The 26014-nt window shown below is 63.2% G+C and carries 23 protein-coding genes; 14 read left to right on the top strand and 9 right to left on the bottom strand.

Going from position 1 to position 26014, the window contains the following annotated elements; all coding sequences use genetic code 11:
- Position 1 precedes the first annotated feature (1 nt).
- Complete coding sequence (locus AC0L3P_RS09250) at positions 2–373, bottom strand: winged helix-turn-helix transcriptional regulator (protein WP_473301663.1); 372 nt, start codon at positions 371–373, stop codon at positions 2–4.
- A gap of 149 nt (positions 374–522) precedes the next feature.
- Between AC0L3P_RS09250 and AC0L3P_RS09245 the strand changes: the two genes are divergently transcribed.
- The 3 genes from AC0L3P_RS09245 (at position 523) to AC0L3P_RS09235 (ending at position 3015) form a co-directional block, all read left to right on the top strand.
- Positions 523–1134, top strand: coding sequence for an NAD(P)-dependent oxidoreductase (locus tag AC0L3P_RS09245; protein ID WP_473301662.1), 612 nt, complete (start codon positions 523–525; stop codon positions 1132–1134).
- 216 nt (positions 1135–1350) lie between these two features.
- On the top strand, positions 1351–1716 hold the full coding sequence (gene dksA, locus AC0L3P_RS09240; RefSeq protein ID WP_008554760.1) for an RNA polymerase-binding protein DksA: 366 nt from the start codon (positions 1351–1353) through the stop codon (positions 1714–1716).
- 519 nt (positions 1717–2235) lie between these two features.
- The gene (locus tag AC0L3P_RS09235; protein ID WP_473301661.1) at positions 2236–3015 is read left to right on the top strand and encodes a 2-keto-4-pentenoate hydratase; all 780 of its coding nucleotides are present in this window, start codon (positions 2236–2238) and stop codon (positions 3013–3015) included.
- 249 nt (positions 3016–3264) lie between these two features.
- Here the strand turns inward: AC0L3P_RS09235 and flgH are convergent, their stop codons facing one another.
- The 4 genes from flgH to flgF are packed head-to-tail and all read right to left on the bottom strand — an operon-like array spanning position 3265 to position 6752.
- Complete coding sequence (gene flgH / locus AC0L3P_RS09230) at positions 3265–4032, bottom strand: flagellar basal body L-ring protein FlgH (RefSeq protein ID WP_354058127.1); 768 nt, start codon at positions 4030–4032, stop codon at positions 3265–3267.
- Between the two features lie 3 nt (positions 4033–4035).
- The gene (gene flgA, locus AC0L3P_RS09225; RefSeq protein WP_473301660.1) at positions 4036–5175 is read right to left on the bottom strand and encodes a flagellar basal body P-ring formation chaperone FlgA; all 1140 of its coding nucleotides are present in this window, start codon (positions 5173–5175) and stop codon (positions 4036–4038) included.
- Between the two features lie 10 nt (positions 5176–5185).
- The gene (flgG, locus tag AC0L3P_RS09220) at positions 5186–5974 is read right to left on the bottom strand and encodes a flagellar basal-body rod protein FlgG (RefSeq protein ID WP_007602131.1); all 789 of its coding nucleotides are present in this window, start codon (positions 5972–5974) and stop codon (positions 5186–5188) included.
- A gap of 16 nt (positions 5975–5990) precedes the next feature.
- Positions 5991–6752, bottom strand: a complete 762-nt coding sequence (gene flgF / locus AC0L3P_RS09215; protein WP_247437369.1) for a flagellar basal-body rod protein FlgF — start codon at positions 6750–6752, stop codon at positions 5991–5993.
- A 379-nt stretch (positions 6753–7131) separates the two neighbouring features.
- On the opposite strand from flgF, the gene fliL reads away from it, so the two are divergent.
- From fliL to AC0L3P_RS09190, 5 genes are all read left to right on the top strand, one after another.
- Positions 7132–7623, top strand: coding sequence for a flagellar basal body-associated protein FliL (gene fliL, locus AC0L3P_RS09210; protein ID WP_354208435.1), 492 nt, complete (start codon positions 7132–7134; stop codon positions 7621–7623).
- Positions 7624–7642: 19 nt separating this feature from the next.
- A complete protein-coding gene (fliM, locus tag AC0L3P_RS09205; RefSeq protein ID WP_027567600.1) occupies positions 7643–8845 on the top strand; it encodes a flagellar motor switch protein FliM in 1203 nt (400 codons plus the stop codon).
- Positions 8842–9288 carry a DUF6468 domain-containing protein gene (locus AC0L3P_RS09200; protein ID WP_473301659.1) on the top strand — a complete coding sequence of 149 codons (447 nt, stop codon included), beginning with the start codon at positions 8842–8844 and terminating at the stop codon, positions 9286–9288. Before fliM ends, AC0L3P_RS09200 begins: the two co-directional genes overlap by 4 nt.
- Positions 9289–9297: 9 nt before the next feature.
- A complete protein-coding gene (locus AC0L3P_RS09195) occupies positions 9298–10056 on the top strand; it encodes a MotE family protein (protein WP_473301658.1) in 759 nt (252 codons plus the stop codon).
- 598 nt (positions 10057–10654) lie between these two features.
- On the top strand, positions 10655–10852 hold the full coding sequence (locus AC0L3P_RS09190; protein WP_473301656.1) for a hypothetical protein: 198 nt from the start codon (positions 10655–10657) through the stop codon (positions 10850–10852).
- 21 nt (positions 10853–10873) lie between these two features.
- On the opposite strand, the gene AC0L3P_RS09185 is transcribed toward AC0L3P_RS09190, so the two are convergent.
- Positions 10874–15016: a VCBS domain-containing protein gene (locus tag AC0L3P_RS09185; protein WP_473301655.1), complete on the bottom strand. Its 4143-nt coding sequence runs from the start codon at positions 15014–15016 to the stop codon at positions 10874–10876.
- A 279-nt stretch (positions 15017–15295) separates the two neighbouring features.
- On the opposite strand from AC0L3P_RS09185, the gene AC0L3P_RS09180 reads away from it, so the two are divergent.
- The 3 genes from AC0L3P_RS09180 (at position 15296) to AC0L3P_RS09170 (ending at position 20986) form a co-directional block, all read left to right on the top strand.
- On the top strand, positions 15296–16057 hold the full coding sequence (locus tag AC0L3P_RS09180; RefSeq protein WP_473301654.1) for a FecR family protein: 762 nt from the start codon (positions 15296–15298) through the stop codon (positions 16055–16057).
- A gap of 102 nt (positions 16058–16159) precedes the next feature.
- On the top strand, positions 16160–17023 hold the full coding sequence (locus AC0L3P_RS09175) for a tetratricopeptide repeat protein (RefSeq protein ID WP_473301675.1): 864 nt from the start codon (positions 16160–16162) through the stop codon (positions 17021–17023).
- Between the two features lie 216 nt (positions 17024–17239).
- Positions 17240–20986, top strand: a complete 3747-nt coding sequence (locus AC0L3P_RS09170; RefSeq protein ID WP_473301653.1) for a tetratricopeptide repeat protein — start codon at positions 17240–17242, stop codon at positions 20984–20986.
- A gap of 268 nt (positions 20987–21254) precedes the next feature.
- Here AC0L3P_RS09170 and AC0L3P_RS09165 read toward each other — a convergent pair whose 3' ends face one another.
- The 3 genes from AC0L3P_RS09165 to AC0L3P_RS09155 all read right to left on the bottom strand — a co-directional run bounded on the left by AC0L3P_RS09165 (position 21255) and on the right by AC0L3P_RS09155 (position 24379).
- A complete protein-coding gene (locus tag AC0L3P_RS09165) occupies positions 21255–22460 on the bottom strand; it encodes a multidrug effflux MFS transporter (RefSeq protein WP_473301652.1) in 1206 nt (401 codons plus the stop codon).
- A 189-nt stretch (positions 22461–22649) separates the two neighbouring features.
- On the bottom strand, positions 22650–23411 hold the full coding sequence (gene fliP, locus AC0L3P_RS09160) for a flagellar type III secretion system pore protein FliP (RefSeq protein ID WP_035994574.1): 762 nt from the start codon (positions 23409–23411) through the stop codon (positions 22650–22652).
- The gene (locus AC0L3P_RS09155; protein ID WP_473301651.1) at positions 23408–24379 is read right to left on the bottom strand and encodes a flagellar biosynthetic protein FliO; all 972 of its coding nucleotides are present in this window, start codon (positions 24377–24379) and stop codon (positions 23408–23410) included. Before AC0L3P_RS09155 ends, fliP begins: the two co-directional genes overlap by 4 nt.
- A gap of 349 nt (positions 24380–24728) precedes the next feature.
- On the opposite strand from AC0L3P_RS09155, the gene flgB reads away from it, so the two are divergent.
- The 3 genes from flgB to fliE are packed head-to-tail and all read left to right on the top strand — an operon-like array spanning position 24729 to position 25902.
- Positions 24729–25133, top strand: coding sequence for a flagellar basal body rod protein FlgB (gene flgB, locus AC0L3P_RS09150; protein ID WP_354058150.1), 405 nt, complete (start codon positions 24729–24731; stop codon positions 25131–25133).
- Positions 25134–25151: 18 nt separating this feature from the next.
- Positions 25152–25577: a flagellar basal body rod protein FlgC gene (flgC, locus tag AC0L3P_RS09145; protein ID WP_027567607.1), complete on the top strand. Its 426-nt coding sequence runs from the start codon at positions 25152–25154 to the stop codon at positions 25575–25577.
- Positions 25578–25593: 16 nt separating this feature from the next.
- Complete coding sequence (fliE, locus tag AC0L3P_RS09140) at positions 25594–25902, top strand: flagellar hook-basal body complex protein FliE (protein ID WP_007612285.1); 309 nt, start codon at positions 25594–25596, stop codon at positions 25900–25902.
- The last annotated feature ends 112 nt before the right edge of the window (positions 25903–26014 follow it).

The raw sequence follows: 26014 nt of genomic DNA, 5'->3' as shown, positions 1-26014 counted from the left end.
CTTAAGCCGCTTCATCCTTCAACTGCGCGTCGTAGCGGCGCTGGGCGGCGAGCACGTCTTTCAGATTCTGCTCAGCCCAATCGCGCAGGGGATCGACGGCTGCAGCGAGCGTCACGCCGAGCTGCGTGATCGAGTATTCCACGGTCACCGGCACGGTTGCGATGGCGTGACGCTTGATCAATCCGTCGCGCTCAAGCGACTTGAGAACCTGGCTCAGCATCTTCTGCGAGATGCCTTCGATCGTGCGGCGCAACTGATTGAAGCGCATCGGCTCCTGGCGCAGCAGCAGCAGGATCAGCACCGCCCATTTGTCACCGACGCGGTCGAGGATCTGTCGCGTGGGGCAGTTCGCTGCATAGACGTCTGGCTTCATCGTCGGGTCCTCGCGATCCATTCCGCTCATTTACCGGCGCCGCCGGTTACTCCTGTGTAATCAGGTAAGCACAAAGTGCTCTCTTAACACCAGCGCTCTTTACGATATCTAGTTACCGATAGTTACCAAAGAAAGCAAAGGAGCCTTCCATGAAAATCGCAGTTGCCGGCGCCTCGGGCCGGGCCGGGTCGGAGATTACCAAAGAACTGTCCCATCGCGGCCACACGGTTACGGCCATCGCCCGCAACCGCGAGAAGATCGCGGCCCTGCCGAACGTCACGCCCACCAAGGGGGACGTGCTCGACCAGCCAGGACTTGCCAAGTTGTGGGCCGGGCATGACGTCGCCGTGAGTTCCGTGCACTTCCTGGCCAGCGACGCGCTCAAGCTGATCGGCGCGGCCAAGGATTCCAAGGTCGGTCGTTACCTCGTCGTCGGCGGGGCCGGCAGCCTGGAGGTCGCTCCGGGCGTCAAACTGGTGACAACTCCCGGCTTTCCGGCTCAGTACAAGGCTGAGGCGGAGGCAGGTTCGGCCTTTCTCGACCTGCTGCGGCAGGAAAAGGCGCTGAACTGGACTTTCATCTCGCCGTCGGCCCTGTTCATCGAGGGGGAGCGCACCGGCAAGTTCCGGCTTGGTACCGATCAGCTTCTCGCAGATGCGAACGGCAAAAGCTGGATCACCTTCGCGGATTACGCCATCGCGCTCGCCGACGAGATCGAGCGGCCCGCCCATGAGAGGCAACGTTTCACGGTCGGCTACTAGGCCTACGGCCGCTCCCGGGCCCTTCAGGATAAACCTTTCCTGTGCAAGGGCTTGGGGGCGCCGGTCGGACGATCAGGGAAACATTGTCTGTCACAGGAGGCCGCTATATAACGCCCCGCTCAGCGGACCCCGTTCCGCGTACGAGTCGTTGCTTAGACAGATAGGCCGCCCTTGGAAAAGTTGAAAAACTACCGACCGACCGAAAAAGAGCCTTTCATGAACGACAGGCAGAAGGAGTACTTCCGCTTGAAGCTCCTCGCCTGGAAGGATGAGATCCTCAAAGAGTCCAAGCTCACCCTGCAAGCCCTGCAGGAGGAGAACGTGAACCACCCCGATCTCGCCGATCGGGCATCGTCGGAAACCGACCGCGCCATCGAACTCCGTGCCCGCGACCGCCAGCGCAAGTTGATCGCCAAGATCGACGCCGCGCTCCAGCGTATCGAGGACAACACCTACGGCTATTGCGAGGACACCGGCGAGCCGATCTCGTTGAAGCGGCTCGAGGCTCGTCCCATCGCGACGCTCTCGGTGGAGGCGCAGGAGCGCCACGAGAAACGCGAGAAGGTCTATCGCGACGAATAGAGTCCGAGCCGCAGCGATGCGGCTCTTTGTTTTTTGACGCAAGGCGCGCCTTTTCGCGCCCTGATCGGCATTTTGCCTGTCGCTTGCAACCGCGCGCTTCGGCGCGCGAGCGCAATCGCGAAAAGTGAATCGCGATCAATGGGCTAGACTCAACTCCTCCGAGCTCACGTGAGTTCGGATGAGAAACAGCCTTCACTTCAGGTGCGGGAGGTTTTGCGAGTCGCATCAAGGACATCGACTTGAATGCTGAGGCACTGATCCAGGAGCTTCACGTCTTGCTGCATCAGGCCTGTTGCTACGCTCCAAGGCGCGCATCCCCATAAAGCCCGGACCAGCTCAATATTTCCTTAAACGCCGGCGCAGCCCATGCGGCTTGCCATGATGTGGCCGCTCAGCGTCAGCAGCTCATCCAGCTTGGGCTGGCAATGACGTGCAGCCGCGCGGCCTCCTGCGCTTGTCACGCCCCGGCGGGGATGCTGAAGTGCCGTCCTCGATTGTGGTGTGTAGGAGCCGGCGCCGATGGACAGAATTCTCGCAGCCGCAAAGGCGATCGCGCTGGCGCGCCGCAACCATGCGCCGCTCGCGCCGCTCGAAGTTCCTCCGGCCGATGAAGCCGAGGGCTATCAGGTCCAGCGCGCGCTGCACGATCTGCTGCTGCCGCATGCCGGCCCGCTGGTCGGCTACAAGATCGGCTGCACCAGCCAGGTGATGCAGGATTACATCGGCATTCCACACCCATGCGGCGGTGGCGTGTTCCAGAAGGGCGTGCACGACAGCGGCGTGCAGCTCGCGGCTGCCGACTATGTCCGGGTCGGCGTCGAATGCGAGATCGCGGTGCGGCTGAAGCGCAATCTCGCCGCCGGCGAGGCGCCGTTCACGGCCGAATGGGTCGGCGAAGCCGTCGAGGCCTATCATCCCGCGATCGAGATCGTCGACGACCGCTATGTGAAGTGGGAAACCATGGGCGCGCCGACGCTGATCGCCGACGATTTCTTCGCCGCCGGCTGCGTGCTGGGCGAGGTCGTGCCGCGCTCGTCGGTGCCTGACCTGAATGCGATCAAAGGCCGCGCCATCGTCAACGGCGAAGAGGTCAGCCATGGCACCGGCGCCGACGTGCTCGGCCATCCCCACAACGCACTCGCCTGGCTTGCCAACCATCTCGCCGCCGAGGGCAAGGGTCTGCACGCGGGACAGCTCGTCCTCACCGGGAGCCTGGTGAAGACGCTGTGGCTGAAGGCCGGCGACAAGGTGCGGATGGAGCTGGACGGGCTGGGCGTGGTGGAGGCGGAGTTTACGTGATCTCTCCGCGTCATTGCGAGCAAAGCGAAGCAATCCAGAGTCCCTCCGCGGTGGCAGTCTGGATTGCTTCGGTTCGCTCGAAATGACGGAGGTTAGGGCAGCGGTGTCGCTACGATCGCGCATCCGGCCAGCTGTATGCAACCGTCGTCAAAATACATGCGGCCCTCGCCAGGGGAGCTAGCGAGGGCCGCGTCGTACATCGTCGTCCGCGCCTAGGTTCGCGAACACGATGTGGGAGCTCGGGAGAAGTTAGAAGGGCAGCAGCACGTCCATGACTTGCTGGCCGTAGCGCGGTTGCTGCACGTCCATGATCTGGCCGCGGCCGCCGTATGCGATGCGGGCCTGCGCGATCTTGGTGGAATCGATGGTGTTGTCGCTCTGGATGTCCTCGGGACGGACGATGCCGGCGACGATGAGCTCGCGGATTTCGTAGTTGACGCGGATCTCCTGCTTGCCTTCGACCACGAGGTTGCCGTTGGGCAGGACCTGGGTGACGACCGCCGCGACGTTGGTCTGCAACGCTTCCTTGCGGTCCACGCTTCCTTTGCCCTCGCTGGACGCGGTCGAGTCGGCGGTGAGGATGCGTCCGGGCAACACCTTTTGCGCTTGGGCGCCCAAGGTCTTGGCGCCGATGAAGTCGGTGATTCCGGAATCTTCCTTGTTGGTGCGGCTGCGCTGGGTGTCGTTTTCGATATTGGCCTTGTCGGTGATGTTCACGGCCACCGTCAGGATATCGCCGACCTGATGGGCGCGCTGGTCCTTGAAGAAGGCGCGGCTGCCGCTGCGCCACAGCGAATTCGGATTGTAGGAGGCGACCTCGGGCTTCGGCATCGGCATCTGCACCGGCTTGTAGCCGGGCTGCGTCGTCGGATTATCGATCGCCGACAATTTCGGCTGCTCGCCGATCTGCGACAGGCGGTCGATCGATGAGCAGCCGCTCGCCAGCGTGCAAGTCGCCAGCAGCAGGGCAGAGATCGCGATGCGACGGGGCCGAAAAGCCGAACTGAACGTGGACATGACTTACTCTGACTTGGCTGGAGCTTGCGAGACGCGAATTTGCGGGACCTGGACTTGCGCGATCTGGGCCGGGGATGCCGGGGTCTGGACCAGGTTCCGGACGAGGGCTGCGGTATCGACGGGGGCGGGCGCCTCGTCGCGCTTGAGCGAGGAGGTCTGCTCGACCGCGGCCGGCATCGGCGCGGCCTGACTGGCGCCCTGGACCGTCACCTGGCCGCGGCCGGTGACGACGCCGCTCAGCGTGCGCTTGGTCTGCAGGTTGAGCACGCTGATGGTGTCGCCCTCAGCGCCGCTCTCGATCGCCTTGCCGCGCGTGGTGAGGTAGATTCCGGGGACCTGGTAAATGACGGTGACGTTCTGGTCGCGTTGCACGAAATCGGGCTTGACGATGTCGGCGACGCGGATCGGCGTTCCCGCCCGCATCGGCCGGCGAAGCTGCATGCCGAGCGTGCGATCGCGCGAGGCGGCCTCACCGGTGACCTCGGCCTTCGGCCGGCGCTCCATGGCGACGTCGGACGCCTTCAGGAGATCGACGCGATCGATGTCGCGCGTCAGCACCGCCACTTCCACCGTCTCGATCGCGTTGCCGGTGAAGCGCAGCTTGGTCGGCCCCGGATTGTTGTCGTTGTTGATCTCGAAAGCGATGTCGAAACGGCCGCTGCGGGCGTCGTAGCGGGTTGCGACCGGCTGCAGCACGCCGGTGTTGGAGGCATCCAACCGCATGTCGGCAATGCCGCGGTCGAACGTGACGGTGATGTTGGCGGCATCGCCAAGCCCGAAGCGGCGCTCGAGCGCCGAGGCGACCGCGGTTTCGAGGTCCTTGTTCGCCAGCGTGCGGGCGAGACGAGTGACCTGGACCTCCTTGATGTCGCCGGTCATCACGCCGATCACCTGCTTCGCGCGCAACACCGCCAGCACTTGCGCGACCGGCAGCGCACCGGTGGTGCCGAGATCGGGCGAGCGGTAGAGCGGGATCAGCGCGGCCGAGCCGGCATTGTCGATGAGATCGCCGACCCGCACCACGTCCGAGGTCACGGTGATGCTCGCGCGCAACGTCGGCGTCGCGATGAAATCGTCGGCGGCCCGTGCGGGCAGCGCCAGCACGAGGAGAGCGGAGATCGTGGCGAGGGTGGTGCGGATCATCGTCATCACCTCAGCGGAACAGCGCCGTGGTCGATTGCATCATCTGGTCGGCGGCGCTGATCACCTTGGCGTTCATCTCGTAGGCGCGCTGGGCGGCGATCAGGTCGCTCATTTCCGAGACGACGTCGACATTGGCCTGCTCGAGGCTGCTCTGGGTGATGTTGCCGAAACCCTCGGAGCTCGCGGTGCCGTCCTGCGGCGGGCCGGAGGAGGGCGTCTCGGTGAACTGATTGTTGCCGACCGGCTGGAGGCCAGCTTTGTTAATGAATCGGGTCAGGCCGATCTGGCCCTGGACGGCCGAGGTCGACGAACCCGGCAGCGTCACCGAGACCTGGCCCTGCACGTTGATGGTGAGGCCCGAGGCGTTGTTCGGGATCGTGATCGTCGGTTGCACCGGGTTGCCCTGCGCGGTGACGATGCGCCCCTGATTGTCCATCTGGAAGGTGCCGTCGCGGGTGTACTGGTAGCTGCCGTCGGGCATCAGGATCTTGAAGAAGCCTTCGCCCGTGATGGCCATGTCGAGGTCGTTGCCGGTCTGAGACAGCGTGCCCTGGGTCATGCTGCGCGGCGTGCCGACGGTCTTGACGCCGCCGCCGATGTCGACGCCGACCGGCAGGATGGTGCCCTGGTCGGATGACTGGGCGCCGACGCGGCGGACGTGTTCGTAGATCAGGTCCTGGAACGCCGCGGTCTGCTTCTTGAAGCCGGTGGTGCGCAGGTTCGCGATGTTGTTGGAGATCACCTGAACGTTGAGTTCCTGTGCCGCCATTCCGGTTGCTGCGGTGTGAAGCGCCTGCATGTCAGTTCTCCCTCAATCAGGCCGGAACGTCGGCGAGCTTCTCGATCGCCGATTTGTGCATGTCACTCTGCTGCTGGAGCAGGTTGGCGATGGCGGTGTAGCTGCGCATGACTTCGACCATGCGGCTCATCTCACCGACCGAGTTCACGTTCGACTTCTCGACATAGCCCTGCTGCACGGTCGACTTGGTGTCGGCCTGCGGGACCGCGGAGCCGATGTTGTAAAGGTTGGCGCCGAGCTTCGTCAGCTTGGCTGGATCGTCGAACGAGGCCATGCGGATCTTGCCGCGGATCGAATCGTTCTTGGCCGTGCCCTCGAGCACCGTGACGGTGCCGTCGGGCGCGACGTTGATGTCGTGGTCGGTCGGCTGGAAGGTGATCGGGCCGCCGGTGCCCAGCACGAGGTTGCCGTCGGAGGTGACGAGCTGACCGGTGCTGTTGAGCGAGAATTTGCCGTCGCGGGTGTAGCGCTCGGCGCCATTGGCCTGAACCGCGAAATAGGCGTTGCCGCTGATCGCCATGTCGAGCGGATTCTTGGTCGGCTCCATCGGCCCCTGGCCGACGTCGCGGAAGGTGCCGCGGTCCTGCACATAGGAGACCCGGCGGTCGGAGCCGACGAAATTGTCCTCACGCGCGTTCGAGTTGAGGTACTCCTCGAACAGCGAATGATCGGCCTTGAAGCCGTTGGTGTTGGCGTTGGCGACGTTGTTGGCGATGACATCCATCTGCCGTTCCAACGTCATCTGTCGTGACAAGCCGATCAGAAGCGCGTTCTGCATCGGAAATCTCCCCTGAGTGAGACCTGCCAGCTCGCTCTCCCAAGCGCATTGGCCGATCCCGTGAACGAGACCTCGGGTTCTCCCAAACCTTGGGTCTCGGTCCTTTCTCAGCGAAACTCGTGCCAAGCTGAAAAATCGTGAAGTTTCAATATATTGCTCATTTTTCGAGGGTGCGGGGAGGCGGCAGAAAGGGACTGTTAGCCATGTTTGCCCGGCAGATTTTTCCTAGCGAAGGCCCAATCGAAAGGTTCCGTTAACCATTATTACCGTAGCGTTTGCGGGTAAGAGGAGCACTGCGCTGGGGCATTTGTATCGCGTCACTGTCTGCCAGGAGCTTCGCTCTTTCGACCCCTTTGAGAGATGAGCGAGCGCGGCGATCATGGCAGAGAATGAAGCGGAAGGCGGCGCAGGCGCGGAAGCCGCTCCGCCCAAGAACAAGTTCAAGCTGATGATCATGGCGGTAGGCCTGCTCGCCGTTCTCGGCGGCGGCGCCGCGACCTGGTTCTTCTTTTTCCGTCACGGCGATGACGAGCATCACGCCGAGGCGGCGCCCCCGCCGAAGCCGCCGTCTTTCGTCGAGGTTCCCGACATCATGGTCAACCTCGCCGGCGCGCCGGGCGAGCGCGTCCAATATCTGAAGCTCAAGATCGTGCTGGAGCTGAAGGAAGAGAAGCAGGTCGAGGCGATCAAGCCGACGATGCCGCGCATCACCGACATCTTCCAGACCTATGCGCGCGAGCTCCGCTCCTCCGACCTCAACGGTTCCGCCGGCATCTTCCGCCTCAAGGAAGAGCTGACCAAGCGCGTCAACGCGGCGGTCGCTCCGGTCCAGGTCAGCGCGGTGCTGTTCAAGGAAGTCGTGATCCAGTGAGCATGACGGGCTAGGGATCATGGCAGGCACCGACCAACCAGACCAGGATGCAATTGCCGCCCAATGGGAGGCCTCGCTCGATTCTGAGGATCCCGCCGAGGCCGCGAAGGCTGCTGCCGAAAACGAACTATCCGAGACCATGGCCCTGCAATGGGCGGCCATGGTCGAGGATGGCAGCCGCGATCTCGGCGCCGGCAAGAATTCCGGCGAACGGGTGCTGTCGCAGGAGGAGATCGACAACCTCCTCGGCTTCGCCGTCGGCGACGTCACGCTCGACGATCACTCCGGCATTCGTGCCATCATCGATTCGGCGATGGTCTCCTACGAGCGTCTGCCGATGCTCGAAATCGTCTTCGACCGCCTGGTGCGATTGCTGACGACCTCCTTGCGCAATTTCACCTCCGACAACGTCGAAGTCTCGCTCGACCGCATCACCTCGGTGCGCTTCGGCGACTACATGAACTCCATCCCGCTGCCCGCCGTCCTCACCGTCTTCAAGGCCGAAGAGTGGGACAATTTCGGCATGGCCGTGGTCGATTCCAGCCTGATCTACTCGATGATCGATGTGCTGCTCGGCGGCCGCCGCGGCTCGAGCCAGCTCCGCATCGAGGGCCGGCCCTACACCACAATCGAGACGGAATTGGTCAAGCGGCTGGTCGAAGTCGTCATGGCCGATGCCGAACAGGCGTTCCGGCCGCTGTCGCCGGTGACCTTCACCATCGACCGGCTCGAGACCAACCCGCGTTTCGCCGCGATCAGCCGTCCTGCCAACGCCGCGATCCTGGTGCGCCTGCGCATCGACATGGAAGATCGCGGCGGCAACATCGAGCTGCTGCTGCCTTACGCGACCATCGAGCCGATCCGGGGCGTCCTGCTCCAGATGTTCATGGGCGAAAAGTTCGGCCGCGACCAGATCTGGGAAGGCCATTTCGCCACGGAGATCGTGCAGGCCGAGATCTCCGTCGACGCCGTGCTCTACGAAGCCGACATTCCGCTCAAGCAGCTGATGCGGCTGAAGGTCGGCGACACGCTGCCGCTTGACATGCGTGCGGATGCCAACGTCACCGTTCGCTGCGGCGACGTCACCATCACCGAAGGACGCATGGGCCGGGTCGGCGACCGCGTCGCGATACGGGTGACGAAACCCTTGCGCAAGCCAAGTACGACACTTGCGATGTTCGAAAAGGTCGACGAGCAGAACAAGATGATGGAGGCCCCATGAACCACTCCCTAGGAATGGCGATCGAGACGCTGGTGGCTATCCTGTTGATGCTGACCATCGTCTACTGCGTCGCGCTCAACAAGCGACTGACGCGGCTGAAGGCGGACGAGCATTCGCTGAAGGCGGTCATCGGCGAGCTGATCACCGCAACCGAGATCGCCGAGCGCGCGATCGGCGGGCTGAAGCTCGCCGTGCGCGACGTCAACGAGAACCTCGGCAGCCAGCTCGCGTCGGCGACCCAGATGTCCGAGCAGCTCTACAAGCAGCTCGGCGAAGCCGACAACGTGGTGCGGCGCCTGTCCAAGATCGCAATCGCCGCACGCCCCGTGACGAACCCGGAAATGGTCGCCGCGCCCGCAGCCAAGCCCTCGTCGGCGAAGGCGGTGGCGGCTGCGGCCGAAGCCTTCTCCGAGCGCCGACGCTCCAACGGTCTTGCCGCATAAAGTCAGGGTATGAAGTCCTTTCGCAACATCCGCGTCATTCCGATCGTGCTGGTTGCCGTCGCGGGCCTCGCCACGCTGAAGGTCACGGGACTTGTGATCAATGGCGGCTATGTCTTCGACTACAAGCCGAGCCCAACCAAGAAGTCCTGGGCGCAGGAGAATCTGAACTTCCCGGCCAGCCGCGAGGATCCCGACATCACCGGCTCGACCCATGGCGCGCCGAAGGAGGCGCCGAAGCCGGCCGCACCCGACACCAAGTCCGAAGGCGCCGCGGTCAAGGAGGAAGCCCAGCCGCAGATCTCCGCCTCGGAGCGCGCGATCCTGGAACGCCTGCAGTCGCGCCGCCAGGAGATCGAGGCCCGGCAGCGTGAGATCGACATCCGCGAGAGCCTGTTGAAATCCGCCGAGAAGCGCATCGAAAACAAGGTCGAGGAGATGAAGGCGGTGGAAACCCGTATCTCCGCGACGCAGGCCGAGCAGAAGGCCGCCGAAGCCCAGCGCATGAAGGGCCTCGTGACCATGTATGAGGGCATGAAGCCGAAGGACGCCGCACGGGTCTTTGACCGGCTCGAGATGGGCGTACTGATCGAGATCGCCTCGCAGATAGCGCCGCGAAAAATGTCGGACATCATGGGATTGATGTCCGCGGAGGCCGCCGAGCGGCTGACGGTCGAGATGGCCCGCCGGGCCAATGGCGGCGGCGATCAGTCCGCCTCGGCCGGCGAGCTGCCCAAGATCGACGGCAAGCCGACCCAAAAGCCGAATTGAGGGCTCAAGTCGAAGCGTGCTTCGGCAACCCGCGCGCTATTCCGCGGTGCTTCAGCGAGGCCGAGCGAGAGGCTCGCGTGTCTAGTTCACGAGCGCCGGTTGCACCCTGCGGCCAGCGAGGCGCAACTGCTTCTCCCCACGAGGAAGAATCCGAGACTGTTGCTTGGTCAGCGCGGCCTTCGTGATACGAGTCACGAGCTGCAGCGTGCTATGGCAACAGGAACATTCATATACTTTCAGGGCATATCCTCTGGCGATCGGAACGACTGCGACGACCGCTCTCGCCCTGCTACATACAATGCAACCGGCTTCTCCGCTCATTGATTACCCCCCAAGCTAACCAATCGATTCTTCGCCGAGATCGCATCTGATTCAGAGTCGCTCGCGAACCGCAACTCCTCGGAGGTTGTGAGTGCGCGCGCTCAGCAACTCATCGAAGCCGCGGATCCAAGCTCCCGCCGCGGATGCAGACGCAGCAGGCGGCACCTTCTGAGACTGCGATGAGTTGACGCGCGCAGATGTGAAGTGGCGTACAGTGACGCGTTAAGACTTCGTCCTAGGCTTCCACCATTCGCAATCAGCAGCGCAGGAGGAGGCCATGAACTACTCGTCCGCGGGAGAACGCGTCATTGAGGCCGTCAACCGTCTCCTCATAGCGGCGATGACGTCCGCCTGGACATCCACCCTAAGTCACCAGCATACAGCGCCGCCCGAAGAGGGCGAAAGCAACGATGACGAATCTTGTCTCGATGGAAAGAATTCCTCCGCGCCGGATGGCGCCGGCAAGCGACACTGAAGACGCGGTCGGCTTACGGCGTCACACGACCAGATCGTGTAACATATGGCCGTGAACTGCACTTGCCCCGTAAGGTGGATCAACATCGAGCAGGGATGCTTCAGACAAGGACTCCAGCTCGGACCCGTGGGTGCCTCCAGTGTGGTCGTGATGACGGGCGAGGTCTGAAAGATGATCCAGCACTGCACCGTGCTGTGAACCCTGCGAAGTGTCATCCTTGAACTGGAATGAGTCGCCGAGCTGCGGGGAATCGGCAGGTATTGACCCGGCCGCTGCATGGGGCTGCTCGTGCTGCTCGGCCGCCTTGCTTGAGGGCGAATGGTCGACTCCGCCGGTCGACGACTTCGGAGCGCCCGGGTTGAGCGTAATGTTTGCCTCGTCATTGCTGCTATGGCCGTGGGCATTGGCGGCGTGTTCCGGGTACAAGTCGCTATGATCCCGGGCATTACTCCCTGGCTGAAGGCCGAGGCCGGTCTGCTGGTCGGCAGCGTTGTGAGCAAAATTCAGCGCGGCGACAGCGATGTCAGGCATCTGGCCGGTTCCGGCGGTCATGCCATGGTTGCCAGTCGTGTCCGTGTCGAGCTTTGCCCAGTGATCGAAGACAAAGCTGCTGTCCGTCGGTGTGGCCACGTGTTGCAAGATCGTGGACATTCCGAGGGCTGCGGGCGCTAACGCGTCACTGTAGGGCGTTTCGGTTGCGTACGTTTGCTCCCCGTCTGAACGGGAGAGGCTGGAATGGTCGGTCCGTCCGATCTGGACCCAGCTCGAATCGAGGCTGTAGGTCGACTGGATTGTCGAACTCCCGTCGGCGAGGAGCGTGCCGTCGCCGCTCGTGGAATCGGACCAGCCCCCGGAAGAGGTTGCCGTCACGACAAGCGCGTCACTCTGCGCCGCCGCGGTGAGGTCGAGCAGCTCGCCGGCATTCGCCATCACAGGTACCGCCGCCGGTGCCTGGATGAAGTCCGCCGCGTCGATGGTTGCGATCCCCTGCAAATGGATTTCGAGCAGACTGGAATCGCCGATGTGCAGGGTCTGGTCCGTTGGATTGACGTATACGATGGTTTCGTTAGCAGCGCTGTCATAGAGCCAGGCGATCGCATGTGCCGGCACGGCCGTGCTGGTTGAGCTCAAGGCCAAGATGACGAACCCAAGCGCGCCAAAAGCGGTCAAGTCGATCTTGTCGGCCCCCGATGCGAAGTCGGTGATGGTGTCGTACTGGCTTGCTTTGGAATCGGCTACGAACAAGTAAGCGAAGCGGTCGTTCCCATTGCTGCCGGTGAGTTGGTCCGCACCAAATCCACCGGTAATGGTGTCGCTGCCGTTGTTGCCGTTGATTGTATCGTTGCCCGAGCCCCCGTAGATGGTATCATCCCCATCGTTGCCTTTGATTGTGTCATTGCCGGAGCCGCCGTAGAGAACGTCCGCTTTGCCGGTGCCGTTGACGGTATCACTGCTGGCCCCGGCGTAGATGATCTGACCTGTGTCGCCGCCGCCCGCGATGGTTTCGCCCCCCGGCGTTCCATACACGTTGGGGGGATCCGAGATCACGACAGATCCGGTGGCCAAGTAATCAAAATCGTTGGGGTCTGCGTCACTGGCGCCATGGATGGCGATGGTCACCACCTGCGTCGTACCATCGATGGCAGTGACCGCGAAGGTGTCGGTCAACGTGTCGCCGACCTCAAGCGACTGAACCACACTATTGTTGTTGTCGAGGGTGTAAGTCCATACGCCGGCTGCCGTCATGGCGAAGGTGCCGTAGCCGTCGTCGCTCGCGGTAGCCGAAGAGACCGCGGTAAAGGTGTTCGGCGGGTTGTCGACGTCTGTATCGGTGAGCGTGCCGGTCGCGAGGGGAAGCCCGGGCGAGAAAGTACCTGCCTCGGTCACCGAGCCGGTCGTAGTGCCGGAAATGACGGCCGCGTCGTTGGTGCCTTGGATGGTGATCGTCACCACCTGGGGCGTTCCATCGAGGGTTGTTACAGTGAAACTGTCGATGAGTGTGCCGCCGACATTGAGCGCCTGTACCGCGCCGTTGGCGTTGTCGAGCGTGTAGGTCCACACGCCGGCGGCGCTTATCGCGAAAGTGCCATAACCGCTCGTGCTTGCCTTGGGCGAACTCACGGGTGTGAAAGTATTGGACGTATTGTCAACGTCGGCGGCAACGAGCGTGCCCGTTGCGCTCGGCGTGCCTGGTGTCGCGTTGGCAACGCCTCCGGCCTCGGTCAGCGAGCCGGCCGTGGCGCCGGAAATGATGGCGGCATCGTTGCTGCCGTGGATGGTAACCGTCACCACCTGGGCAGTTCCGTCCAGAGTGGTCACTGTGAACGTATCGATCAGTGTCTCGCCGGCATTGAGCGCCTGCACTGCAGGGTTGGCGTTGTCGAGGCTATAGGTCCACACGCCCGCCGCCGTCATGGTGAAGGTGCCGTAGCCGGCCGCGCTCGCCGTTGCCGTGCCGACTGCCGTGAAAACATTTGCGGTCGTGTCGACATCAGTGTCGGTGAGCGTGCCGGTCGCGGTGGAGGTGCCGGGGTTTGCATTGGCGATGCCGCCAGCCTCGATCACAGCACCGGTTGCCGCGCCGGAGATGATCGCCGCGTCACTGGCGCCGTGGATCGTGATCGTCACCACTTGGGCCGTGCCTCCGATCGTGGTCACCGTAAAGCTGTCGGTCAGCGTCTCGCCGGAATCGAGCGCTTGCACTGTCCTATTGGTGTTGTCGAGCGTGTAGGTCCACACGCCGGCTGCGGTCATCGTGAAGGTGCCATAGCCACTGGCGCTCGTTGCTGGCGAACTTACTGCCTTAAAGATATTGGGCGGATCGTCGACGTCGGTGTCGGTGAGGGTACCGCTCGCAATCGGCGTGCCGGCTGTTCCGTTGGTGATGCCGCCAGCCTCGACAACTGAGCCGGTCGTGGTTCCGGAGATGAATGCGGTGTCGTTGACGCCGTTAATGGCGATCGTGAAGGTCTGGCTGACAGAGGCGGATCCGTCGGAAACAGTCACCACGAAGCTCTCGGTCGTGGGCGCCGTCAGCGCGTTGATCGCGGCGCTGTTGGGCACGAACGTATAGGCGCCGCTCGCGCTGTTGACGTAGAGCGTCCCGTAGGGATCTGTCTTCGACAGATCGTATGTCACTCCGCCGATGACCGTGTTGCCGGCGCTCGCCCCGATGACGCCGAAGGTCAGCTTGGCATCACTATCGTTGCTGCTCGCGGTGAACGTCCCGCTCGTCGCCGTGAATGTGTCAAACACCACGGTATCGAGTTCGGCCGGGCCGGCTCCGATGCTCAGCGTCGGCGGTGCATGTATGATCAGGGGCACAGGGATGATGAACGGCGGGGCATGCTCAAGCGGATCTTGCAGTGCGGGAGCCTCGGGCGGAATGAAATTGATCGGCTGTAGCGGCTGGGATTTGACGAAGGGGGGTGTGCCCGACCCGTGGGGTCCTTGCCCTTGAAGATTGGTGAGCGCGTCCTGTTGCGCGGCCCTCAACTCCTCCATGTGAGCAGCAGTGTTCGTGACCTGGTTTACGCTGACCGAGGACCCCACCTTTTTGAGCACGATCGTCTCGCCGGGATCCTCGACGATGATGTGCCGTGGGATCGGCTCCTTCGTCACGAGCTCGAATGCGCCGTGGGCAAGGTCCTTGTAAGTGATGGAATCGTCATCCAGAATTGTCACATCCGGGTCCGCGGCCTCGCCATTTTTAGCGGCGGAGAAAGTCAAGGCTGCAAGCGTCAGGATCCCGAAACCGCCCGCGTGGCCCCGGGCGCGAATGCCTGCAACTGGCGTATTCAGCCGGAGCGACCCGGCTTCTGCCAGCCGGCCTGGCACGAAACCGAAGCTCCCTCGGCTCACGTCGAGCAAGGCCGAATGTGATATGCCTTCGGCTTCGAAGACAAATTCGCTCAGAGCGACGTGAGTGCCGCAGGCCAGGTTGAAAAGAGTACCGTCGATGAAGCGAATTGTAATCTGTCCGTCGGCACCGGTTTCTATCACGTCAGCCCGGTCGACCGGCGCACCAGCTACGGCTTGTGTGGCAACGCCGCTGGCTCGCCTGAGCGTACCGCAACCGATCACTGTATGAATGTGGCCGATGATTGGGACGGGCAGGGCTATGGCGGCCTCGTTCCCAACCTGGATGCCGGACGCAACTGACATGGCTCGACCTCGCTTGGGTGATCGATTCAGGCTCGGCGCGCTGCCATGGTCTTGCTCGGCTCCGTCCTCGCCTAGGGACAACAAATATCCTGGGCGCCAGCAGCCCAAGGCTTGCCCGTCAAACTAATCAAGTCTGCTCTAGAGAGAGGCGCATTGCGCAGCGAACAGCGACGCGTACTTCCGATCCCCGCCGTGCCCTGCCCTCCCAAAAAGTGATTAAATTTACAAACGCGGAGAATTTAATTTGTGGCGTTTCCGTCACCCTGGAGATAAATTAAAATGATAAAACAAATTAAACAAGAATTATATATTATATTTTGTGGCAGCTTGGCTTCGCGGTTCAAAAAATGGGCCGACGACAGCGACAGATCTTCTCAGAAAGGGTGGATCATGTGCAGATCTATGATAGCCGCATTGGCGACCAGCTTTGTTTTGGCGCTTGTCGGTTTCCTGCCGAGTGCGGCTCGAGCGCAAATCGATTCCGCCAAGCCCGCCGTCGTTAGCTCGTCATCGAAACCCATTGGTAAGGTAGTGGCGGCCACAGGCTCGGTCTCGATCGAGCATGCGGGCGCAGTGATCGTTCAGGCGAATGTCTCGGGTGAGCCCGGCCGGGCCAACACGGGTGATCCCGTATATCTCGGTGACGTGGTGCGGACCGGGGCCGACGGCCGAATCGGCATCAACTTTACGGACGGCACCTCGTTCAATCTGTCGAGCAATGCCCGTATGGTGTTGGATCATTATGTGTACGAGCCGGACGGCAAGTCTAATGCGACGCTGTTCAATCTCACCAGGGGAACGTTCACGTTTGTCGCTGGCAGTGTCGCAAAGACCGGCGACATGAAGGTCGATACTCCCGTCGCCACGCTAGGAATCCGAGGCACGACGCCGCATATCGAGATTTCGGATGATGGGTCAGTCAAATTCTCGACCCTGATCGAAGAGGGCAAAAGCAAGCTCCTGAAGAAGCCGCCGGCATCCGCAGCAGCGGAGCCCGATCGAAGCAGCAACCGCAGACTCAACATCTGTCGGGGATGTTGAGAACTTTGCTCGTTCCGAAGCGCCGTGATACCCGCAATGCCGGCCGGGCAGAGAGCCCCAGGGTTAGCCCTTCGTTCACGCAGTCAGACGCTTGGTTTGAAAATGATCGCAAGAGCCAGTGTCATCAAGACGGTGATGCTCATTTTCGTCATTGTGCTGTCCGGTCCGTCGGCTTTAGCGCAGAAGCCGAAGAAGGTCAGTTCGCTCAAGAATGTTGAACTGTGTAACGGCTCAGATCGCGTATTGCCCGAAGCTCGGATCGATGGCTGCACGGCGTTCATCGATGCGGGCGAGGGGACGGCGAACGGCTTCGCTGTCGCTCACAACAACAGGGGCAATGCCTACAGCGCCAAAACCGACTATGAACGCGCGATCAGTGATTTGGTTGAAGCGACCAGGCTCAATCCAGATTATGCGAAAGCTTTCAACAACCTCGGCGTGGCTTATCTGAGGAAAGGCGCGCACGACCTGGCCCTTGTCGCTTTTGGGGAGGCGCTCAAGCTCAACCCAAACTATGGCGCTGCTTTTGCCAACCGTGCGGCAGCCTACCTGAAGAGGAATGCGTACGACCGTGCAACGCAGGACTATGATGAAGCAATTCGCCTCGATCCGAATCTGGAGGCGGTGTGGAGCGGACGCTGTTGGGCCCGAGCCGTCCTCGGCGCCTTGCGGGCCGCGCTGGTAGACTGCGATAGGGCGCTTGAATCGGGATCAAAAAACGCCGCAACATACGATTCGCGAGCTCTGATAAACCTGAAAATGGGGCAATTCTCCGCGGCTATCGACGACTACAATTTTGCGCTGCGGTTCGCGCCCAAGCTGGCACATGCGCTCTATGGCCGCGGAGTTGCCAGACTTAAGCTCGGCGACAGAGCTGGCGGCGATAGCGATATTAGCGCGGCAAGAAGAATCGACGCTGGAATTGGCGAGGACTTTGCCCGCTATGGAGTGCCGTCTAACGATTGACAAATCGCGGCGGCGCTGTTGCGTGGGTGTTAACAACTCCTTAACCGCCTGCGTCTCAACTCCAAAGCTGGGGGCCGACCACGCTCGATCCGGCAGGGCGTGCGGCCCCAATCAAAATATAGCATTAACAAGTCCTTAATTGGCGAGACCTACAGTCAATGGCACCGGCCGGCGCGATGGCCGGCTTGGATTGTCAGACCGGAAGAAATGCTGCCAATGGCGCAGAAGGCTGCCGATGGATTGTGGTCGCGAGCCCGCGCTTTGGCGCAGGGCCTGTCGCGTCATGTCTGCGCGGCGCCGCTGCTGGCAGCCGGCCTGCTGATCGGCTTCACGGCGCCTGTCCCGGCGGCCGATGCTATCCGGGGCGAGGCGACTTTCTCGGCCGGCGGCGGCTTTGCCCGTCTCGTGATCAAGCTCGGAGAGGACGTCCCCTCCGAGGTGACGACGGCCGGCTCCATTCTCGTCATCCGTTTCGACCGGCCGGTCGACGTTCCCGTCGACCGCGTCCCGGAAGGCGCGCCCGACTACGTCAACTCCGCCCGCCGCGATCCCGATGGCGGCGCCATCCGCCTGTCGCTGGCGCGGCGCGTCACGGTCAACACCATGAATGCCGGCGAACGCACCTTCATCGACCTCTTGCCGGAGGGTTGGAAGGGGCCGCCGCCGAGCCTGCCGATGGACGTGGTCAAGGAACTCGCCGAGCGCGCGCGCGTCGCCGAACGCGCGCTGCGCGCCCAGCGCGCCGCGGCGGAGAGCAAGAAGCGTCCGCAGATCCGCGTGCGCGCCTCGGTGCAGCCGACCTTCGTCCGCTTCGTGTTCGAGATGCCCGACGGAGTCGGGGTATCCTCCGTGCTCAACGAGCAGAAGCTCACGCTCGCCTTCAACGCCAACCTCAATTTCGATCTGGCGGACGCGGTCGTCGCGGCGCCGCCGAACGTCGCCTCGATCAAGCAGAAGGCCGATATCGACCAGACCAGTGTCGAGATTGCGCTGATCGGCGATTCCGACGTGCATTCGTTCCGCGACGAGAAGAACTACGTCGTCGACATCTCCTTCCAGCCGGACAAGGGCAAGATGGCCGCGTCGGCGGAGGCTGCGATCGCGCAGGCCAAGCCCGCCGCTCATGGACCGGCGCCTGCGCCCGAGAAGCCGGCGGTCGAGAAGCCGAAGGAGGCGCAGCGCGAGATCGCGCCACCGACGTCCGAGACGATCGCGCGCGAAGCCAGGATCGACGTCAAGCCCGAGGTGAAGCCGGAAGCACCCGCCGCCATGCAGCCTGCTGAAGCGCCGAAGCCGATGCCGGCTCCTGCGTCCGAAGCCGCGCACGCTGCGCAAGCGCTCAAGGAAGCGCCCAAGGAAGTTTCAAAGACTGTCGCGCCAGTTGCAGAAACTGAGGTCGCGCCTGCAAAGCCGGTCATGGCCGAAGCGCCTCAAGAGGCCGTGAAGGAAGCTGCCCAGGAGCCCGTCAAGGAGCCGGTCAAGGCCGCGCCAGCAGAGGCGCCCGCCGCGCCGCAGCCGACTGGTGCCAGCGTCGATGTCCGCCGCGACAGCGACGGCCTGCGCGTGACCTTCCCGCTTCAGGTCGCAACGCCTGCGGCGGCTTTCCGCCGTGGCGACACCGTCTGGCTGGTGTTCGACACGGCGAAGCCGATCGACCTCGAGGCGATCCGCACCAGGGGCGGTGCGATGATCGGCGAGGTCGGCCGCGTCCCGCTCGAGAAGGGACAGGCGGTGCGCATCCGTCTCACCCGTCCGCTGGTCTATTCGCTGACAAGCGAGGAGGTCGGCAAGCAGACCAACTGGCTCTTGACCCTCGCCGACAAAATCCAGGCGACGCCGCTGCCGCTGATGATCTCGCGCAACATCACCGACCCAGCGCTCGCCAACATCGCGATCCCCTTCGCCAATCCGGGGCTCCTGCACAAGCTCACCGATCCCGATGCAGGCGACACGCTTTATGTCGTCACCGCGCAGCGGCCGGTGCGCGGCTTCATCAAGCGGCAGGACCTTGTCGATCTCGCGCTGCTGGAATCCGCGCATGGCATCGCGATCCGGCCGAATTCCGACGAGGTCGGCGTCGAGGTCGGGGCCGACAAGGTCATCCTTGGCAAGAAGGGCGGGCTGACGCTGTCGCCAGTCGACATCTCGGCCGAGCGCGCGCCGACCGCAGTGCGGCCGGTCTTCAGCCCGGAAGGCTGGCGCAAGGGCCAGTCGGAAAATTTCATCGCGCGCCAGAACGACCTGATCACCGCGATCTCCAGCGTCGAACCGGCGATGCGTTCGCTGCCGCGGCTCGACCTCGCGCAATTCTACATGTCGCGCGCGATGTATCACGAGGCCAAGGCCGTCACCGAATTGATGCTGGCCGACCCCCTCAACAAGGAGGAGAGCGGTGCGCTGATCATGCATGCGATCGCGAGCATCCTGATCGGCCGGCCGGCACAGGGCCTGAAGGACCTCGCCAATCCCGTGATCGGCAACAGCCACGATTCCCAGCTCTGGAAGGCGCTCGCCTATGCGCGCCAGGGCAAATGGGCGGACGCGCGCGAGAAGTTCAAGAACGTCGAATTCGCCATCGCCTCGCTGCCGCTCGACATCCAGCGCATCGTGACGATGGAGGCGATGCGCGCGTCGCTCGAGGTGAAGGACTATGCCGGCGCCTCCAAGCGCCGCAGCGAGCTCGAGGTGGTCGGCGTTTCGCCCGAGGCCGCGCCCGGCTTCGCCGTGCTGCGCGGCCGGCTCGCCGAGGCGCTCGGCCACGACAAGGACGCGCTCGACGACTACAAGTTCGCGGTCGGCTCGTCGGACCGGCCGGCTGCGGCCGAGGCCAAGCAGCTCGAGGTCGCGCTGCGGCAGAAGCGCGACGAGATCGGCAAGGAAGACGCGCTGCGCGAGCTCGAAACGCTCTCGATGACCTGGCGCGGCGATTCGATCGAGGTCAAGACGCTCCAGATGCTGTCGCAGATGTTCGCGGAGAACGGACGCTACCGGGACGCGCTCACCGCGGCGCGTACCGCGACAAAGCTGCAGCCGAACGCAGAAGCCTCGCGCCAGGCGCAGGACCTCGCCTCCGACCTGTTCACGCAGATCTTCCTGGGCCCCAAGGGCGACGAGCTGCCGCCGATCGAAGCGCTGGGGATGTTCTACGAGTTCCGCGAGCTGACGCCGATCGGCCGCCGCGGCGACGAACTGATCCGGCGCCTCTCCGACCGTCTCGCCTCGATCGATCTGCTCGACCAGGCCGCCGAGCTCCTGCAGTACCAGGTCGACCACCGCCTCGAAGGCGCGGCGCGTGCACAAGTCGCCGCGCGCCTCTCCATGATCTATCTCGCCAACCGCAGACCCGACATGGCGATCACGGCGTTGCGCGCGAGCCGCATCAGCGACCTCTCAGGCGAGCTCAGGCAGCAACGCCTGCTGCTGGAGGGGCGTGCGCAGAGCGACGTCGGCCGTCACGATCTTGCGCTCGACATCGTCTCCAACGTTACAGGGCGCGAGGTGCTGCGTTTGCGCTCGGACATCTTCTGGGCGGCGCGGCGCTGGCGCGAGTCCGCCGAGCAGATCGAGCTCTATTACGGCGAGCGCTTCCGCGACTTCAAGCCGCTCAATGCGGTGGAGAAAAGCGATATCATCCGCGCCGCCGTCGGTTATGCGCTCGCCGACGACTCGATCGGCATGTCGCGCTTCCGCGAGAAATATGCGCCGCTGATGAGCGAGAGCGCCGATCGGCTCGCCTTCGACATCGCGAGCAAACCGACCGGCGCCTCCAGCGCTGAATTCGCCGATATCGCCAAGCTGGCTGCCAGCGTCGACACGCTCGACGGCTTCCTGCGCGAGATGAAGCAGCGTTTCCCCGATGCCACCGCCCGGGCGCCGGCCTCGCCGCAGGCCAAGGACCAGTCCGACCACACCGGCTCGCTGCCCACGATCCCGGTGGTGCGGCAGATCAAGATGACGCGGTAGGATCGCTGCTCCTTCTGGGCCTCGCGACAGGTGCCCGTGAGCAAACTCCTCGGAGTGACGGGCAGGGTCCGAAGACTATCGCCCAGGGGCGCGTACTCATCAACCCGATCAGCCCCGCGGACCTAGGCCACGTCCATTCAGTCTTTGAGACCGGACATGGCCCGTTTGCCTTTGCTAGTCGGCTGAGGGCTCCAGGTCCATTGTGAGAAAGACCTTAGGGCGTAGAAACAGGGAAGCAGCTAAGGGCCAGGAAGCGATCTTAACGGGCTTAGTTGAGCTTTACCCGCACCTGATAGATTGCCGAGGCCAAGGTCGAGGCAAGCACTAGCACGAGACCAAGCCCGATCATGGGGTTCCTTGCGATCACCGCCGCAAGCGATACCCCCAGCGCCGCGGCCAACATCTGCCAGAAACCCAACAGGGCCGAGGCAGCACCGGCGCGATCGCCGAATGGCGAAAGAGCTTGCGCACTGCAGAGCGGATTGACCATGCCCATGCCTAGCAGGAATACGCATGCGCCGACAAGAAATGGCAAAAAGCGCCCGTCGAAAAGCGCGAATAGCAACACCATGCCGCCACCGACACAGGCCAGCGCGAGGCCGATGCAAATCGATCGGTCGAGACCAAGATGCGGAACAATTTTTGTAGCGATAATGCCAGCGCTAAAGACGATCATGACAGTGCCTGCGAAGAACAGGCCGAGTTGCATGGGCGTGAAGTCGAGGCCTTCTATCAAGACACGCGGCAACGCCGAAAACATTGCAAACAGCGCACCTAAGATGAGGCTAACAGTTGCGGCAGGAACCAAGAAACGGCGGTCAGTCGATAGCGACCAGTAATTCTTGGCGATCGTCGAGGAATTGAACTCGGCGCGTGGCGCGTGGTGCGTTTCTCCGAAAGCCGCAAGAAATGCTGAAGCGGCGACGACGGCGAAGATTCCGACGAACACAAATGCTGAACGCCAGCCAAAAAAATGATCCAGCGCGCCACCGACCAGGGGCGAGAATCCGGGCGCCGCTGCCATCGCAACCATAACAAAGGTGAGCACGCGCGCGAGCTTTTCGCCCTGGAAAAGATCTCTTGCGATAGCTCGCGAAAGGACAGACGTGGCACATGCGCCACCGGCCTGCACAACGCGACCAATCAATAGTGCCGCCAAATCATTGGCTAACGCGCACCATATGCTACCTGCGAAAAATACAGCAAACCCGATCATCACGGGTACGCGCCGGCCGAAACGGTCCGACAACGGGCCGACAACAAGTTGTCCGACCGCGAACATGGCGAGGAATATGGTGATAGCTGACGTTACCTGAGCGCTGGAGACGCCTACCGCGACGGCGATACTCGGTAGCGAAGGCAACAGGATGTTGGTGGCCAACGTGCCACTCGCAGACAACGCAGCAAGAACGGCGACCTGAAGACCAAGCGGCACGGCTCGAGCGAGCGGACGGTTTTCGACGTTGCTGGTCATAAGCCGCTTCGGATCAATGAATGATAACCATCATATCAACGACCCATTGAATTGCGCAACCTGAGCATATTCCGGTATGTCACGAACCGCCGAAGGCGCTCACGGTCCGCCTTGCGCTGGTAAGCTGAAGTGCACGCCTACAAACCTCGGGCCAGAGGGGATGGGGTCTGTGACCGCTCCCCAGGCCCGCTAGCCCCCGTAACTCTGCACCAGGCTCCCCGCCACCAACGACCAGCCGTCGACCAGCACGAAGAAGATCAGCTTGAACGGCAGCGAGATGGTCGCGGGCGGCAGCATCATCATGCCCATCGACATCAGCACGGAAGCGACGACGAGGTCGATGATCAGGAAGGGAAGGAACAGCAGAAAACCGATCTCGAAAGCACGCTTCAGCTCCGAGATCATGAAAGCGGGGACGAGGATGCGTAAGCCGAGCTCGTCGGGGGTCGCGGGCGGCGGCTCGCCGGAGAGATCCAGGAACAGCTTGAGGTCCTTCTCGCGCACGTTCTTTTGCATGAAGCCGCGCAAGGGGACGGAGGCGCGCTGAAGCGCGTCCTCGACGCCGAGCTGATTGGCGACCAGCGGACGGATGCCTTCGTCGTAGGATTTCTGCAGGACCGGTCCCATCACGAAGAAGGTGAGGAACATCGCCAGCGCGATGATCACCGAGTTCGGCGGGGCGGTCGCTGTGCCCATCGCGGTGCGCAGCAGCGACAGCACGACCACGATGCGCGTGAACGACGTCATCATGATCAGGATCGACGGTGCGATCGACAGCACCGTCAGCAGCGCGATCAGCTGGATCGCGCGCTCGGTGACGCCGCCCCCGCCAGCGCCTCCGCCGCCGAGATTGATGCTGATGTCCTGCGCATGCGCCGGCATCGCGAGCGAAGCCGCGCCGATCAGGACAGAAAGAAGAAAAACTCTACGCGGGAGGGCCGGCAGCCTCACGAAGACGGCTTCGGACGGCCGAGCAACGAGGCCATCTCGTCTTCGAGATTTTCAAAGCTGGTCTTTTCCGGAGCCGGCTTTGCGGGAGGGGCCGCTGGTGCCGGCTCGCTACGGGCCACACGCGGAGGAGCGGCCGGGGGCTCCGGGGCGACCGGAGGGGCAAGCGTCTCGCCGGCGGGGCGGCGCAGCGCAGCTTCGAGCCGCTGCGCCATCTCGGCGAGATTCTGCTCGGCGCTCGATGGCGCCGCAGGAGCGGGTGCCGGCGGCGGAACGGGCGGAGCCTGCGGCACAGGCGGAGGAGGAGGCGCGGCTACGCGCTCGGCGCGCACTGGAGGCGCTTTCACCGGCTCGCTCTGGCGCGGCGGACGCGGCATCAGCGGGGGTTCGTTGCGCCCAACGCGCGGCGGAATAGGTTCGGGACGCAGCTCGCGCTCGGGGCGCGGCGCGATCGGCTCGGAGCCGAAGCCGGCCAGTGGCGGCTCGTTGCGGCGTTCGGCCAGCCCGGGAGCGGGCCGGCGCACCTCGTCGGCAAAGGAGGGGCGCGCGGGCCGCGGTGGCGGCTCGGGCATTTGCTGCTCGGGATGATCGAGCAGTTCGGGCCGCGGTGCTTCGTCGGCCCAGCTGCTGGAATCATGCATCGGTGCAAGACGCGGCGGCTCGGCGGCATTGGGACGCTGCGGGAGCTGGTCGCGGCCGGGCGCTGCACGCACGATGTTGGGTTCGACGACGATGTCGGTGGGGCCGCCGATCATCAGAAGATGCTCGACATTGTCACGCCGGACCAGCACCAGACGGCGGCGGCCGTCGACCGCGGCGGCATCGATCACGGCGAGCCGGGGCATCCGGCCGCGCTGGGTGTTGGCGCCGAGCCGGCTGGTGGCGAATCGGCGAACCAGCCATGCAGCGACGCCGATCAACGCCAGAACGACGATGAACGCGACGATGAAGGTGATAGGGCTGCCTTGCATACTTGTCCCCGACAAATGGCGCTTTTCTCGGGCCCGTGGTCAGATGCGCCAACCACCGGCTTACGTTGCCCAAACTGCGATTTCTTAACGTCCCACGGCAAGTTTTGCCGTCCCCAACTCTTAATAACCCATGAATCGCTCGATCCAAAACGACTTCTTGGCCTGTGTACGCACCGCCAAGCGGTTGGGTTAATGCCGCTTTTGGAGGCGTAGAATCACGGGGTGGGCGCATTCGTGTCCCGGCGGGGGACAACTGCCTACGACTCCTTAACCAGCTGTTAACCATACAGGCGGCAAATTCTGCCTAGCTTCGGACCATGGGTCCTGCGAGGCGGAAGGAGCCGCAACGATGTCCATCAACGATCTTCCGGTGCTATCGGCGCTTCGCACCAAGATGCAATGGCACCAGGAGCGCCAGCGCGTCCTGTCCGAGAACGTCTCCAATTCCGACACGCCCAAATTCCGGCCGCGCGACCTGGTCGAGCCGAAGCTGGACAAGAGCGGGGCCGTCACGGGTTCGATGGGCCCCCTGACGCTCACCCGCACCAGCGGTTCCCACATGGCGCCGTCAGGCGCGGCTTCCGGATTCGACCAGAACAAGAATGCGGGTTTTGAGACCCGCCCCGCGGGCAACGCCGTCAATCTCGAAGAGGAGATGATGAAGGCCGCCAGCAACCAGATGGATTATGCGGCGGCGACCTCGCTCTATTCGAAGAGCCTGCACCTGCTCAAGACCGCGATCGGCAAAGGCTAGAGCTAGAGGAAGCGCATCATGGCGAATGACAGCAGCGACTTTGCCCGTTCGATGGCGATCGCGACCTCCGGTCTGCGGGCGCAGGCCGGGCGCATGCGGGTGATCTCGGAGAACATCGCAAACGCGGATTCGACCTCACAAAGCGCTGGCGGCGATCCTTACCGGCGCAAGGTGCCGACCTTCTCCTCCGCGCTCGACCGCACACTCGACGCGCAGGTCGTCACCCTCGGCAGGATCAAACCCGACCAGTCCAATTTCCGCACCAAATACGAGCCGAACAATCCGGCGGCGGATGCGACCGGCAACGTCAAATATCCCAACGTGAACTCGGTGGTCGAGATGACCGACATGCGCGACGCGCAGCGGTCCTACGAGGCCAATCTCAACATCATCAGCGCGACGCGCCGGATGATCCAGCGCACCCTCGACATCCTCAAGAGCTGAACAGGACATTTGAACCATGGCAACACCGACAATTGCCGCCAACGCCTATGCAAACCTCGCCCGCGTGCTGGAGAACAGCGGTGCCGGCAAGGGCAGCGAACCGAGCGGGCAGTCCTTCGCCTCTCTTCTGAAAGACACTGTCGGCAGCGTCCTGGAGTCCGGCCGCAAATCCGATGCGCAGACGGTGGCGATGGCCGCCGGCAAGGCCAACGTGATGGACGTGGTGACGGCGGTCGCAGACACCGACGTCGCCGTGTCCACGCTGGTCTCGGTCCGCGACCGCGTGATCGCGGCCTATGAAGACATCATGAAGATGCCGATCTGATTTTCTCGGTCGTCCTTGCGAGCGTAGCGAAGCAATCCAAAATCTTCCGCGGTGGCAGTCTGGATTGCTTCGCTTCGCTCGCAATGACGAGGAGAGCTTCGTGTCGTCCTCA

The sequence above is a fragment of the Bradyrhizobium sp. WSM4874 genome, from assembly GCF_055811835.1.
This window is presented reverse-complemented; position numbering and strand designations above follow the sequence as displayed.